The sequence below is a fragment of the Cupriavidus sp. HY129 genome (assembly GCF_059492215.1).
In genome coordinates, this window is record NZ_CP083256.1 from 144,927 (window position 1) to 157,185 (window position 12,259).

Below are 12,259 nucleotides of genomic sequence, written 5' to 3' on the forward strand. Positions count from 1 at the left end.
GAAGCGCCGGAGTGGCTGGCTACCGTATGGCGCCGTGCCCCCTACCTGCATCAAATGCAAGGCAGCGCAACCGCCTGAGACCGAGGGGCCCGAGCGCGACCCCCTGACGATCGACATGTTTGAGGACGCACAGTCATGAGCGAAAACACTAAGATCGAGTGGACCGACCACACCTGGAACCCGTGGGAAGGCTGCCAGAAGGTAGGCCCGGGCTGCGACCATTGCTATGCCGAAACCCGCAACGAACGCTTTGGCGGGGGCGTTGCCCCGAACTGGGGACCGGGGGCGCCGCGCCGCCGCACCTCCACGGCCAACTGGCGAAAAATGTTTCGGTGGAACGCTGCTCACGCCGCGTTCGCTGCGGTCCACGGCCGCCGCCAGCGCGTCTTCTGCGCGAGCCTGGCCGACGTGTTCGATATCGCCGTGCCTATCGAATGGCTTATCGACGTGCTTGATGTCTGGCGCCAGACGCCGCATCTGGACAAACTCGTGCTGACCAAGCGCATCGGTAACGCTACGAAGCGGCTCGGCGAGGCGTTCAACACACTGATGCTGCGCGACGATTGTGCAGAGAATCCGCTCGTACCTTGGCTGGCGACTTGGATCGCCGGCAATGCGCCCGCCGATATCTGGCTCGGTGCAACGGTCGTGAACCAGGCCGAAGCGGATCGCGATATCCCCAAGCTGCTGCGCACGCCGGCAAAGACGCGGTTCCTTTCGATGGAGCCGCTGCTCGGCCATGTCGACGTTTTCTCCTCTGCGACCGGCGAACTGTTGCACACGTCCGGCAACGACTACGAGCCGGGCGCCCTCGACTGGATCATCGTGGGAGGTGAGAGCGGCGTCGGCGCCCGGCCGATGCACCCGGCATGGGCGCGTTCCCTGCGCGACCAATGCGCGGCGGCCGGCGTGCCTTACCTCTTCAAGCAATGGGGGCACTGGCACACGGCAGTCGTGGACGGATCTACGGGGAAACCGACATTCCGCGAGTTCGCGTCGTTCCAGCAATGGGTGAGCAAAGCGCAGACATGGGTCGCGGGCGGGATCTGCCTCGACAGGCACGGCGTGCCGCTCGAGTGCGGGGAAGATTTCATACGCGCACGCGACGCAGGGAGCTTTCCAGTGACCGTGATGCACGCTGTCGGGAAGAAGGCCTCCGGCCGGCTGCTGGACGGGGTGGTCCATGACGCCTTCCCTCTGACATCACTCGACGTCGGCGCTGCCTGCGGACGCGCACTGGCGCGTTCGAAATGATGGATCAACTGAGCCTGTTTGGCCACGTCGCGGCGGCGTTCGCCGAGGCGCCCCCCGAAGGCATCGCCACCGCGCATCTGTACGAAGCAGTCGCGACTGCGGCCGGCATCGGCGTCGACAAAGCTTCCGCCAGAATCCCGGTCGGCGCCGCGGGCGCACTGCACAGCCCTTTCAAGCGCGCCGTGCGCTGGCACCAGCAGACGCTGAAGTCCATGGGCATCGTGGAGCGAGTGGCCGACCGCGCCGGCTTCTGGAAGCTGACGCAGCCGGTGACGAAGGAGCTGGATCGCGCCGCTGACGGCGTGCGGCTGGTCGCCTTCAGCACCACGCTCGGAATGGCCGTGTGGGCGCGCCACGAAGACGTGTTTCGTGGCCTCCGCGAGCCGATTGCGCTGTGCGTCACGTCGCCGCCATATCCGCTGCGCCAGGCGCGCGCCTATGGAAATCCCACCGAGGCGCAATACGTCGATTTCCTGTGCGAGGCGCTCGAACCCATCGTTGCAGGGCTGGTGCCCGGCGGTAGCATCGTACTCAACGTGTCGAACGACATCTTCGAGCCGCGCAGTCCGGCCCGCTCCCTCTATATCGAGCGCCTGACACTGGCACTGCACGACCGGCTCGGCCTGTCGCTGATGGGCCGGGTGCCCTGGGTGAACTACAGCAAGCCGCCGGGGCCCACGCGATGGGCCTGCGTGGAACACGTCCAGCTCACATCGGCTTACGAGCCGGTGCTCTGGTTCACAAATGATCCCGCCTGCGTGCGGGCCGATAACCGCCAGATCCTCCAAGCCCACACCGAACGGCACCAGCGACTGATCGCCGCCGGAGGGGAGACACGCAACGCCGTGTACGGAGATGGCGCTTATCGCATTCGGCAGAGCGCCTTCGGCAACCAAACGGCCGGGCGTTTGCCCCGCAACGTCATCGAGCGCGGCCACAGCTGCTCGGACACTCGCGCCTATCGCCGTGCCGCCCAGGCACTCGGCTTGCCGACCCACGGCGCGATGCAGCCCACCGACATCCCCGACTTCTTCACGCGGTTCCTGTCACAGCCAGGCGACCTTGTGGTCGATCCATTTGGCGGGACGATTCGCACCGGTCTGGCCGCCGAGAGGTTAGGCCGGCGCTGGATCGCAACGGAATGGATCCTGCAATACGCGCGCGGTGCCGCCGAGTTGTTCCGCCAGTTCGACGGCTTTCAGATGCACCCGGCCATGCAATGGGCCACTCAACCCAAACGACAATGACGCAGCACGACGACAACGAACGCGAATACCCCGAACCCGAAACCGTCCTTGCCATCCGCGGTGCCATCGCGACCGGGCAGCTGGGCGGCCCCATGGGTCCGCCTGGCCACTGGCTCAATGAATTCTGGCAGATTGGCGCCGCGCTTCGCGACCATGCCGAAATCCTGCAGGGCTTCGAGGACACCGCGCTGCAGGAACTCCTGAATACGACGGCAGACTATCTGGCGGCCGACGTCCCTTAGCCCGGCCGCCTTTCGCACAGTCCGTCGCGCCCGACCGTTGGGCACAGGATGCGGGCAGGCATAATGCCGGCATTTCCCGATCCTGATTCTCCCCATGCCCAGCGGCCTCCTCCAATGCGCCCACTGCGACGGCGCCCCGACCTACATCTCTGGCCGGCTCCAGGCAGTTATCGTATGTGAAGAATGCGGCATTTCTACGCCTCCTGTTCGCCTGGACTCTGCGGACAAGGACACCGCGTTCACGACGCTCAGCGCGATCTGGAATAGCCGCGTCGAGCACCGCCCAGCCGACCAGAACGCGGTCTCAATGATGTCGCGGCGCGCGCTCACCGCATCGGACATCCCCTACTTCCTGAATCTGCTGGCGGCAACGACCTCCGACTGGGAGACGGTCGGACCCAAGTTTGCCGCCATGGCCGCGGCGCTTGCCCAGCCAGGGTACGAGTTCAAGCACGTAGATCCACCGGAGACCGTGATCTCCCAGGCGGCGAGATACCAGAAACTGTTGAAGCGCGCGAAGATCATCTATATCGATGGCGCACCGATGATCCGCTTCGATCATGTGCCGGCACTGTGCGCGGAGATCGCCGAAGAATCCCTCGCCGACAAGGACTGGCCGCTTCTGGATCTGCACGAGTTCATTGGTAAGGCTATCGATGGCCTCCCCGATCACTGGCAGCCTTGACTTTGGCCCAGAAAGGGCAAGCTGGGAGCGTGTTCAATGACGCCCTCCCAGCAATGATCCGTCAACTTACAGTCGCCCTTCTCCTCGCCGTCACCGCGGCAGCCGCCTCCGCCAAGGACGCCGCGCAATGCGGAAACATCCTCGAGGCCGGCAAGCCCGCGGCCAGCCGTCCTGCCGCCAACACCAAGCTTCTCTGCTACCGCGCGTACGCAGTCCTCTACTCGCCGCAGACCCGCACGGCCCTATGGTCCGCGGAACGCCTGACCGCCGCCGCGGCGGATGCGGCCCGCACATTGCCGCGCGACAGTGATTTCTATGAAGAAGATCGCTTGCCGGCTGGCGAGCGTGCGCAGCTGCGAGACTTCGTACGATCTGGATACGACCGTGGCCACCTTGTCCCGAGCGGTGATTTCGGAGACAAGGCGTCTCAGGCCGAAAGCTTCAGCCTCGCCAACGTCGTGCCTCAGAACAGCACGTCGAACCGGAGGACCTGGAGCCATATCGAGACATCGACGCGCAAGCTCGCGCGTCAGTATGGCGCCATCCATGTCGTGACCGGTCCGGCATTCACCAATGCCGCCCGAATGCTGAACGGCCGCGTGCGCATCCCGGACTATTTGTGGAAGGCAATCTATGTGCCGGGCGTCGGCGCTGCGGCCTACGTCGTCCGTAACGATGCGACGCAAGCCTACAGCGTCATCAGCATTAGCGAACTGTCGCACTTCACCGGCATCGATCCGTTCCCCGCTCTGGCGCCGACAAAGCGAGGCGTCGCATTGAATCTACCGCCGCCGACACCGCATCCGGGGGAGAAGGCGGTTCGCCGTGTCGCATTTGCCTGGCTTGTTGGAAACGACAAAGCAGGGGATGCGGCTGAATCCCTCGGTGGGCTGGTTCAGCACGCCGGTGCGCTGGCCACGCTCATGCTGGCCTACGCGCGGTAGCATCCCGCCGGAAGGAACATGTTCCTTTCAAAAAAGACGAAAGGCGCGCCTTTTGACGCGCCTTTCGCTTTCATACTGGCCGATTTACAGTCAGCCTCGTGCCCAAAGCCACGTTCCGAGGCCGAAGTACAACGATAGCGGGATGGATGCCCCCGCCAGCGAAGCCAGAACGAAGCGGAGCCGGGAAGGGCGCCGCGGCGCGCGCGCAAGCTCGATAGCGCGCCAGCGGACATTGTCCACCATGTCCCGTACCTTCGGGTCCACCGCGGACTCGTCGAAGCCCGCCAGCCACACCATGTCGGAGTTGTGAATCTCGCCCACGAACATCGATATCTCACTGCCCCCCAACACCCTCGCCCGTTCCACTGCGAACTCCAGCATGAAGACGCTTCGCAACGGGATGTTGAGCTCAGGCTCGATCATCGCAAGCCAGCGCCAATCAGGATCCGGAAACACAGGCCCGCAGCGATCACCCACGCCCGCCCGCCGCCGGCAATTCTCCACGAGATAGGCGTAGGGCTCCGGAAAGCCGGCAATCCTGCGCCGCTCGTCGGGCGAGAGCGCATGGAAGGCGGCAGAGCCACCGATGTCCTGGAGACGACGAAACCCGTTCGCTCCGAAGCGGTCCGCCATCGTCCGCCGCTCGCGCCGCATGCCGGCGGCCACCATAAACATGCGCATCGGCGTGAGAGCGGCTTTGAACTGCATCCGGAATGCATCGCGCAGTGGGATCTCTGTCCAGTCGTCCATCTCGACCTGGATGCCCCGGTACAGCTTCGCGAACTTCGTCTCGCCAAAGACAAGCTCTCCCGGGGCATTCTCGATCGCGTCTTCGACCAGAGCTTTGTACTGGCGATTGGTGCCGCCCGTCAGACCATGGAGCACGCCATAGACATGGCAAGTGACGCCGCGATATCGGATCGTCGCCGCATCGAGGCGTTGCGGGATCTCCGCGGTGCCGGCGAGCAGCTCCGCGACCGGCACGTATTGTGGGGAGGCCGCATGCATCGCGTCACCGGCCACCGGCGCCCCCGTTGACCGCGTCCTTGAATCGCTGGCCCGCCTTGAACTTCACGGTCTTGGCTGCCTCGACCCGGATCTCCTCGCCGGTGCGCGGATTGCGCGCCATGCGTTCGCCACGCTCGCCTTTGCTGAAGGTACCGAAGCCGATCAGGCTCAGGGTTTCGCCGCGGCCTACCGCCTCGACGATGGCATCGAGCGTTGCATTGAGGACGTGCTCGGCCTTGGTCTTCGTGAGGCCGTCGACACTGCGCGCAACGGCGTCGACCAGTTCGGATTTCGTCATGAGGGTAGATCTCCTTTCGAGTTGAATGTGCCAGGGTATTCAAGCACGCCCCGACTACATCGCCTGCCTTGAAAGACCCACCAATTTCATGAACTTTCGGCGCTGGAGCCCGCCTCTCCCCCTATCGGCCGCGCAGGCAGCTCCGCAAAGTCCTTCAAACCACCGAGGTAAGCGCGCCCCTGGCATGCGAGACTAAGATGCGCGACGTCGGCCTGCTTAAGCGCTACACCCAACGCCTTTCCCAACACATCGCCCTTCTCCGACGGCATCGCGGACGAAATGCGGAAAATCGTTCCCGCCTCAGTATCGTGATCCTCGAGCTGCCACCCGGCCCCGCTCAACCGCCGCCTGGCTGACAGTGCGAAGTGCATCGATACCAGGTCACTCAGATAGGCGCCAACCGCAACGCCGTCACCCCAGATCTCACCGAAGTCGAAGAAAGGGTTGTCCACGATGTACCCTTCGATACCGACCTCGGAAACCTCCAACTCATCGAAGGTATAAAGCAGAATGCCACCCCAACTAGTGCGCAGGCCTCGCCGGCGAGCCGACGGCCACGCCGGGGAGGAAATGGGAAGCCAGGGCCATTCGGCGGTTGAGTTTGCCGCGACGCCATTGGCTAGGATGCGGCGAAGCGCATCGTCAGAGTAGAGTTTGTCTACATACATGGGTCATCTAAGCCTCTGTTTTGCCACCACCCACAATATCGGCCATTACGTGTCCCACTTCGACAATACGCGATACAGCTTGGCGCGCGAAATGCCCAATGCCTTCGCCGCAGCGGCTTTGTTACCGTCGGCTTGCGCAATTGCCGCCTCGATCTCTGCGACCGTGGGTTCGGGCCTGTCCTGGGCGCGCTGCGTTGCATACGTCGACAAGTACGCGTTGGCCTTTGTCGCGCGGCTATGGCCTGCGGCCTCCACCACCTTTCGCATGGCCTCGTGGTGCGCAGCCGCGTCCTCAACCTTGCCCCCGCCCTTGACGGCAGCGGGCTGCCCGCTGTGACGCTGGTACATCTGCTGCAGATATTGGTGGCGAAGCCCGTGTGCCGTCACGCCAGCGCCATTCTTGGTGACACCATGCTTCTCCAACACCGTATAGAAACGCCGGCGCCATTGCTTCTGCGTATAGGTCGCCGGGATGAGCGACTCCCTCCCAGGATTGGTCGCTTGCGCCAAGCGCGCGGCCTGCCCTAGCAGGTCGTACTGCCAGTCGAATTCGATAGGCACGCGTCTCGGCCGGCCGCCCTTGGTGCCATCGTGGACATGCAGCATGCCCGATGGAAGGATGTCCAGAGCAGGACGCAGCCGCCAGCTTTCCTTCGCACGCAATCCAAATCCGGCCTCAAGTTTCAGCTGCAGCGCGACGTGCCGATCCGTCACCTCAATCTCGGCAATCTTCGCCAGAGCATCGATCCCCTTGCCTTCCCAGGACCGATCTTCTTTGGCGACGTAGCCGCGAACGTAACCCTCCGGGCGCGCCGTGTAGTCGTCGATCCGCCCCACCATGTTGGCCTTGCCCATCCACGACATGAAGGCGCGCAGATGCGTCAGCCGCAACTCTACAGTGCCGACATTCAGCTTGCGATCTTCTACCCAGTAGCGGACAAGCCAGCGAACGTGCTTCTGCCGGATTGCATACGGCGACGTCACCGCCATGCCACCGATGCGCCGTAACTCCACCATCATCGCAAGAAGCGCCTGCGCCCTCTGGCGTTGAGACATTTGCGAGAGCGACCGGCCGCTGACTCGCGTGCCGCTATGCGGTAGGTGGAGGTGCTCGCTCGCCAACACCGCAAACTCGGCCTTGAAACGCTCGGGGAGGTTGTACTGGTCCAGGATCGGTCGAAGGTTAATTGTCTTCAGCATGAAGGATTCCGATTCGCGCTAAGCGCATACCGCCGGCCGCGCAAATCTGCGCAACCCAATTCTCGGCGGCGCCAACCCCGAATTGGCCCTGCCCGCTTGGTGCACCGGGGTACCACCCCCAGCTTGCCGGCCCACCCTGCCGGTCCTACAACCACTCTTCCGGTCCTTTAGCGATGCCAAACCGATCGGCCCTGAGCATGGAAGCAATGCGTCGTGACCGTCCGCTTCGCGAACACGCAAGGCTCTCGCCTCACGCGCCGCTTACGCGGCCACCCTATCCGGTGCATCTCTGGATGCGAGCCTGCCTTCGCGTGGATTGCGTCCACACGCCTGCGGCCTTTGCCGTGATGGGTGATTACCTGTTGCGCCGTTCTGGTACCGGTGGCGCCCCCCGGATCGATATTTGCTCAGAAGCCTGCGTTCGCCGTCATTCGGCACGCAAAGCAGCTCCCCACCCCAAAGTCAGATCATCCCCGCCGCAGTGTGTCGGGCTTCGTGATCCGCACCCAGCCACGCGGCTGTAAGGGTGTCGGGCATACGCGGAATTTCCACAGAGCACCTGTCCGGTGTCCGGCTTCGGAATTGTCCACACTGCGGTCTATTTTCACGAACAGACCGCCAATCGGCTTGGTATCGCGGTGTCCGGTGTCCTCACTATCCGACACGGTCCATTTGATTTAATTGAAAAAAATGCCGTTTCAATTTCCGGCGTGAACAACTGGCGATCGCAAGGCCCGAATGTCGGGGTTTTGCGTGCTGGATTTGCCGCGCAACTGGCGGCGAGGTCGATGCGTCGGGGACGCGGTAAGTGCTCGAAGCATATACCAGGCATGGGCCAAACGGCAACGTTTGCCACTGCAAAATCGCGAGCTTTCGGCGACTTGACTTCGATTTTCCGACGGTAGAGTGGGCTATGTCGATGTGCCATCTAATCCGACGCTCTCAAAGCAAGACCGACAAAGTCCGACCAAGTCCCAGATGCTCCCACCGACCTGAGGCGAGTGAATGGGGCTCGGAGGTACAAAGTCCCACTTGCTCGGAACACGAAGGACATTCGACACATCGGAGCCATCCACTTCAATGAATCGCCAAGGAGCACAAATGAGAATCTCGACCGTCGCAATCGATGTTGGCTACGGCAACACCAAGTCCGCCTTTCCGCTTGGCTCGGACATCGCAACCAACATGTTCCCCTCGCTGGCACCCATTGCCGCAACGTCCTCTCTCACCGCGCATACCGGCGGCATCTTCCGGGCTCGAAACGTAGTGAATGTGGAGGTCGATGGTGCGCGATACGAGGTCGGACCCGATGTTTCGCTGAGCGCCGCTCATGTCCATACCGGTCGCTCCCTGTCTGAGGATTATGTAACGACACCCAACTACGCTGCCCTGCTCGCCGGCTCGCTGCACTATGCCAATGCCATGGAAGTTGATCGGCTCGTCCTGGGCCTGCCGGTGCACAATACGCTGAAGTACGCTGCCTACCTCAAGGACCGTTTCACCGGCACCCATAACTTTGGGTGGGGCGACGTTCACATCAACAGCGTGCTCCCGCTGCCGCAGCCGCTGGGCACGCTGATTACGTACATCCAGCAAAACGGCAAGAAGTACGACCCTGAGAACGCATACCTGGTGATCGATGTCGGCTACTTCACAACCGATTGGGTGGTGGCGCGTGGCTACACCATGGACGACACGCGAAGCGGCGGGGTGCCTGGAGGCGTCGCGCGCATCTACCAACAGGTGGCAAGCCTCATCTCGGCTGACCGTGGGCATCCCACCGACAGCATCGAACGCATCGACAAGGCCATCCGCGACGCCAAGCCAATGGTGTTTTTCGGTCAGGATCTGGACGTTTCGCCCTACCTGGCAGAGGCCATGGCCGTCACCCATCAGCCGGTCAAGGAAATCCAGGCACGCGTCGGCCGCACCGACGATATCCGGGCAATCATCCTGACTGGTGGCGGGGCCCAGCTCTACGCCCCGACAATTCGTGCTGCCTTCCCGCACAACGTGATCCACATCATGGACGCGCCCTGCTTCGCCAACGTTCGCGGCTTCTATACCATCGGTTCCGCACGGCAAGTCGCCAAGGCCGCCTGAGGACGCCCGCCATGGACAAGCTCCAGATGACCGTGACGCTGTCCGCCGACTCGGCTCCTGATCTGCTCGCGTATCTGCGGCAGTTCCCGGGAGCTCGGGAGCGGGCGTTCATGCTTAAACTGCTCGCGCAACGGGGGCTGCAGCTTGTGCTCAGCGCTGGTCCCGACACGCTGCTGCGTCCTCCCACTGCTGCAACGACGCCGACCGTTGCAGCACCGGTACCGCCTCCACCGCTGCTGGCTCACCCCGAACCCTCAGGAGCGAGGGAGCGGGAGACCGCCGCACCATACGCTACAGTAGCCGCGATCCTGCCATTGTCGCCGGCTGCGGCAGGCCGGCTTGCTGCGGATCGACCGCAGGTTGCCTCAGCCCATGCACAGGAGCGGCCACGGGCTACACCGGCGCCCGCATCTGAGCCTGCCGCGGACGGTCCTGATCCGCTTGCGGGACTGGATCTCGGTGCGCTCAATGACGCAATGGCGCGATTCGGCTAAGCGAGAATCTGCGGCGCACGGCGGCGCTTGACTCCGCCTCTTCATGTGGCAACCTAATAGCATTCAGAGAAAACAGGAGGATACCGAGCCATGTTTGAATACCTGTCCACGACTCAAGGCATTAACCGCTTCGTCTTCACTGTCCTGATTGGGTGGTGTCTTCTGGAGGCCGTCCTGGTCGTCTACAACGGCGTCAAAAACCGAAAGCGCGGCTGATCTTCGATCGGGATAGGGGCAGGCCTCGCGGCCTGCCTCCTCCCACACCACCGTGCATACGGGTCCGTACACGGCGGTTCGGATCAGTTGATCGGCGATGGTCCCAGCGACGGAAGGCCCAACGAGCGGAAGTAACGATTCGACAGCGCCTTGTTCAGTGCCGGGCTGTGGCTTAGGCGCCAGACACCGTGGGGCGAACCCGCCGTTTGTGCGGCAAGGTTGCGGTCCACGCCTCGCGCAACTAGCTCCCGGAATCGGGTCCGGCCACGCTTCCACTGCGTCCAGAAGAAGCAGCGTAGGCGGCGTCGGGTCCATTCATCCAGTTGCTTGAGCACGCTGGGCGTTTCACAGAAACCAAAGTAGCCACGCCAGCCCGTCAGATATCGTTTCAGCGTGCCGATCAACTGGTCGACGCTGATCCCGCGCGAGCGTTGCGTCAGTTCCCGGACCCGATCCTTGAAGCGAGCCAGGGCCTTGGGCGCGATGCGCCTTCTGACCTGCTCCCGCCCCAAGAAGGTGAAGCCCAGAAACTTCCGAGTGTGTGGCCGGGCGACCGCGCTCTTCGCCTCGTTGACCTTCAACTTCAGCTTGCTGGTGAGGAAGGCTTTCAGCCCACCCATCACCCGTTGGCCCGCGCGTTCGCTGCGCACGTAGACGTTACAGTCGTCTGCGTACCTCACGAAGCGCAGTCCGCGTCGCTCAAGCTCGCGGTCTAGATCGTCGAGCAACAGATTGGATAACAACGGTGACAGCGGACCGCCCTGGGGCGTGCCCTCGTCCGTTGCACCAACCAGCCCGTTCTCCAGCACACCTGCCGTCAGGAAGGAGCGGATCAGCTTCAGGACGCGCCTGTCGCTGACCCGCTTCGCCACCCGGCTCATCAGGATATCGTGGTTCACGCGATCGAAAAATTTCTCGAGGTCGAGGTCTACAACCCAGCGATGCCCTGCCTGGATGTAGCCCTGTGCGCGCTCCACGGCCTGATGCGCCGAGCGTCCCGGACGGAAGCCGTAACTGGAGTCCGAGAACGTCGGGTCCCACTGCCTTTGCAGCACCTGCAACACTGCCTGCTGGACGAACCTGTCGAGCGCAGAGGGGACGGTCAGCGCGAACTGCACAAGCGCTCAACGAGCATTTGGGATGGGCTGAGATCCGCCATCCGTTTCATCCGCTCCGGGGCCAGCGTTTTCCGGTCCTGAAGACGCGCCGGGTGACAGGCGTCGACACATTGCTACTGGGTCATGTCGAGCGCGGCAGCTTCAGCATTGCCCGCGAATGGACCGACTGGGGCGCGCCTGCCGTCGAAGACGATTGCGAGATCCCTGTGTCTCGCTTCGATCTGGGCATGCTGCTGGAGCTGATCGCGTTGATCGACCAGCTTGCCGCTTCGTCCTCCAAGAAGTCATCAACCAAAGGAGCTTGATCAATGCATTTCATTGCCCTACTATCAGACCAGTTTTTAACGTGGTCCGCCAATGGAAGATATTCCGTCGTCAACATTACGCAGGCGTCGCGCGCAATTGCTCAAGCAAATGCCGGCGTTGGACACGCTCTTGCGGGGCTCGCTCATCGAACGCTACAAGCGCTGCGGCAAGCCCGGCTGCAAGTGCGCCGATGGCCCAGGTCATGGCCCCAAGTACTACTTGTCGGTGAGTTTTCCCGGGCGCCGACCACAAATGGACTACGTGCCACAGGCCGATTACGCCGACGTCACCGAACACCTGGCGAACTATCACCGGGTCCGCGAGATCATCGAGGAGATCTGCGAGATCAATCGCGAACTATTACGCCGCCGCGAGGCGCTATAAGGGGCGTCGGTGAGCCAGTCGCCGCTGTCGCTCACCAACTCCATCGACCTGCAATCGGCCGGCGTACTCATCGCCAACATGCTCGAAGCCTG

14 protein-coding genes and 1 pseudogene are annotated in these 12,259 nt (G+C 63.0%); 10 read left to right on the forward strand and 5 right to left on the reverse strand.

Features of this window, described 5'->3' with window-relative positions:
• The first annotated feature begins 135 nt into the window (after nt 1-135).
• The 5 genes from K6G35_RS29615 to K6G35_RS29635 all read left to right on the forward strand — a co-directional run bounded on the left by K6G35_RS29615 (nt 136) and on the right by K6G35_RS29635 (nt 4,372).
• Nucleotides 136-1,254 carry a phage Gp37/Gp68 family protein gene (locus tag K6G35_RS29615; protein ID WP_251165164.1) on the forward strand — a complete coding sequence of 373 codons (1,119 nt, stop codon included), beginning with the start codon at nt 136-138 and terminating at the stop codon, nt 1,252-1,254.
• Nucleotides 1,251-2,501, forward strand: coding sequence for a DNA methyltransferase (locus tag K6G35_RS29620; protein ID WP_251165165.1), 1,251 nt, complete (start codon nt 1,251-1,253; stop codon nt 2,499-2,501). The genes K6G35_RS29615 and K6G35_RS29620 overlap by 4 nt, the downstream gene beginning before the upstream one ends.
• On the forward strand, nt 2,498-2,743 hold the full coding sequence (locus K6G35_RS29625; RefSeq protein ID WP_251165166.1) for a hypothetical protein: 246 nt from the start codon (nt 2,498-2,500) through the stop codon (nt 2,741-2,743). Before K6G35_RS29620 ends, K6G35_RS29625 begins: the two co-directional genes overlap by 4 nt.
• Nucleotides 2,744-2,837: 94 nt before the next feature.
• Nucleotides 2,838-3,428: a hypothetical protein gene (locus tag K6G35_RS29630; protein WP_008648655.1), complete on the forward strand. Its 591-nt coding sequence runs from the start codon at nt 2,838-2,840 to the stop codon at nt 3,426-3,428.
• Nucleotides 3,429-3,481: 53 nt separating this feature from the next.
• On the forward strand, nt 3,482-4,372 hold the full coding sequence (locus K6G35_RS29635; protein ID WP_251165167.1) for a DNA/RNA non-specific endonuclease: 891 nt from the start codon (nt 3,482-3,484) through the stop codon (nt 4,370-4,372).
• Nucleotides 4,373-4,462: 90 nt separating this feature from the next.
• Here the strand turns inward: K6G35_RS29635 and K6G35_RS29640 are convergent, their stop codons facing one another.
• The 4 genes from K6G35_RS29640 to K6G35_RS29655 form a co-directional block, all read right to left on the reverse strand.
• Nucleotides 4,463-5,380 (reverse strand): hypothetical protein, encoded by a 918-nt coding sequence (locus K6G35_RS29640; protein ID WP_008648652.1) that lies wholly within the window; start codon nt 5,378-5,380, stop codon nt 4,463-4,465.
• A gap of 4 nt (nt 5,381-5,384) precedes the next feature.
• On the reverse strand, nt 5,385-5,678 hold the full coding sequence (locus tag K6G35_RS29645; RefSeq protein ID WP_008648651.1) for an HU family DNA-binding protein: 294 nt from the start codon (nt 5,676-5,678) through the stop codon (nt 5,385-5,387).
• Between the two features lie 86 nt (nt 5,679-5,764).
• Nucleotides 5,765-6,346 (reverse strand): hypothetical protein, encoded by a 582-nt coding sequence (locus K6G35_RS29650; RefSeq protein WP_008648650.1) that lies wholly within the window; start codon nt 6,344-6,346, stop codon nt 5,765-5,767.
• A 45-nt stretch (nt 6,347-6,391) separates the two neighbouring features.
• Nucleotides 6,392-7,546 (reverse strand): integrase domain-containing protein, encoded by a 1,155-nt coding sequence (locus tag K6G35_RS29655; protein ID WP_251165168.1) that lies wholly within the window; start codon nt 7,544-7,546, stop codon nt 6,392-6,394.
• Between the two features lie 1,101 nt (nt 7,547-8,647).
• Here K6G35_RS29655 and K6G35_RS29660 point away from each other — a divergent pair.
• The 3 genes from K6G35_RS29660 to K6G35_RS29670 all read left to right on the forward strand — a co-directional run bounded on the left by K6G35_RS29660 (nt 8,648) and on the right by K6G35_RS29670 (nt 10,359).
• Nucleotides 8,648-9,649 (forward strand): PRTRC system protein D, encoded by a 1,002-nt coding sequence (locus K6G35_RS29660; RefSeq protein ID WP_058698174.1) that lies wholly within the window; start codon nt 8,648-8,650, stop codon nt 9,647-9,649.
• Between the two features lie 11 nt (nt 9,650-9,660).
• Entirely contained in the window at nt 9,661-10,143 is a 483-nt protein-coding gene (locus K6G35_RS29665; protein ID WP_143010732.1) for a hypothetical protein, read from the forward strand.
• 90 nt (nt 10,144-10,233) lie between these two features.
• Nucleotides 10,234-10,359 carry a hypothetical protein gene (locus K6G35_RS29670; RefSeq protein ID WP_256333827.1) on the forward strand — a complete coding sequence of 42 codons (126 nt, stop codon included), beginning with the start codon at nt 10,234-10,236 and terminating at the stop codon, nt 10,357-10,359.
• Between the two features lie 83 nt (nt 10,360-10,442).
• Here K6G35_RS29670 and ltrA read toward each other — a convergent pair.
• Nucleotides 10,443-11,465 (reverse strand): annotated as a pseudogene (ltrA, locus tag K6G35_RS29675) (group II intron reverse transcriptase/maturase); the annotation flags it as partial.
• A 29-nt stretch (nt 11,466-11,494) separates the two neighbouring features.
• Here ltrA and K6G35_RS29680 point away from each other — a divergent pair.
• Together K6G35_RS29680 and K6G35_RS29685 are read left to right on the forward strand one after the other, a co-directional pair.
• A complete protein-coding gene (locus K6G35_RS29680) occupies nt 11,495-11,782 on the forward strand; it encodes a DUF5372 family protein (protein WP_058698175.1) in 288 nt (95 codons plus the stop codon).
• Between the two features lie 52 nt (nt 11,783-11,834).
• Nucleotides 11,835-12,167: a DUF6788 family protein gene (locus K6G35_RS29685; RefSeq protein ID WP_058698176.1), complete on the forward strand. Its 333-nt coding sequence runs from the start codon at nt 11,835-11,837 to the stop codon at nt 12,165-12,167.
• Nucleotides 12,168-12,259: the final 92 nt, after the last annotated feature.

What these genes read in the sequence shown, in the direction of transcription:
- K6G35_RS29625 (WP_251165166.1), top strand. Translation starts at nt 2,498, where the DNA reads ATGACGCAGCACGACGACAACGAACGCGAATACCCCGAACCCGAAACC.
- K6G35_RS29640 (WP_008648652.1), bottom strand. Translation starts at nt 5,380, where the DNA reads ATGCATGCGGCCTCCCCACAATACGTGCCGGTCGCGGAGCTGCTCGCC.
- K6G35_RS29620 (WP_251165165.1), top strand. Translation starts at nt 1,251, where the DNA reads ATGATGGATCAACTGAGCCTGTTTGGCCACGTCGCGGCGGCGTTCGCC.
- K6G35_RS29630 (WP_008648655.1), top strand. Translation starts at nt 2,838, where the DNA reads ATGCCCAGCGGCCTCCTCCAATGCGCCCACTGCGACGGCGCCCCGACC.
- K6G35_RS29665 (WP_143010732.1), top strand. Translation starts at nt 9,661, where the DNA reads ATGGACAAGCTCCAGATGACCGTGACGCTGTCCGCCGACTCGGCTCCT.
- K6G35_RS29635 (WP_251165167.1), top strand. Translation starts at nt 3,482, where the DNA reads ATGATCCGTCAACTTACAGTCGCCCTTCTCCTCGCCGTCACCGCGGCA.
- K6G35_RS29615 (WP_251165164.1), top strand. Translation starts at nt 136, where the DNA reads ATGAGCGAAAACACTAAGATCGAGTGGACCGACCACACCTGGAACCCG.
- K6G35_RS29655 (WP_251165168.1), bottom strand. Translation starts at nt 7,546, where the DNA reads ATGCTGAAGACAATTAACCTTCGACCGATCCTGGACCAGTACAACCTC.
- K6G35_RS29670 (WP_256333827.1), top strand. Translation starts at nt 10,234, where the DNA reads ATGTTTGAATACCTGTCCACGACTCAAGGCATTAACCGCTTCGTCTTC.
- K6G35_RS29685 (WP_058698176.1), top strand. Translation starts at nt 11,835, where the DNA reads ATGGAAGATATTCCGTCGTCAACATTACGCAGGCGTCGCGCGCAATTG.
- K6G35_RS29645 (WP_008648651.1), bottom strand. Translation starts at nt 5,678, where the DNA reads ATGACGAAATCCGAACTGGTCGACGCCGTTGCGCGCAGTGTCGACGGC.
- K6G35_RS29660 (WP_058698174.1), top strand. Translation starts at nt 8,648, where the DNA reads ATGAGAATCTCGACCGTCGCAATCGATGTTGGCTACGGCAACACCAAG.
- K6G35_RS29650 (WP_008648650.1), bottom strand. Translation starts at nt 6,346, where the DNA reads ATGTATGTAGACAAACTCTACTCTGACGATGCGCTTCGCCGCATCCTA.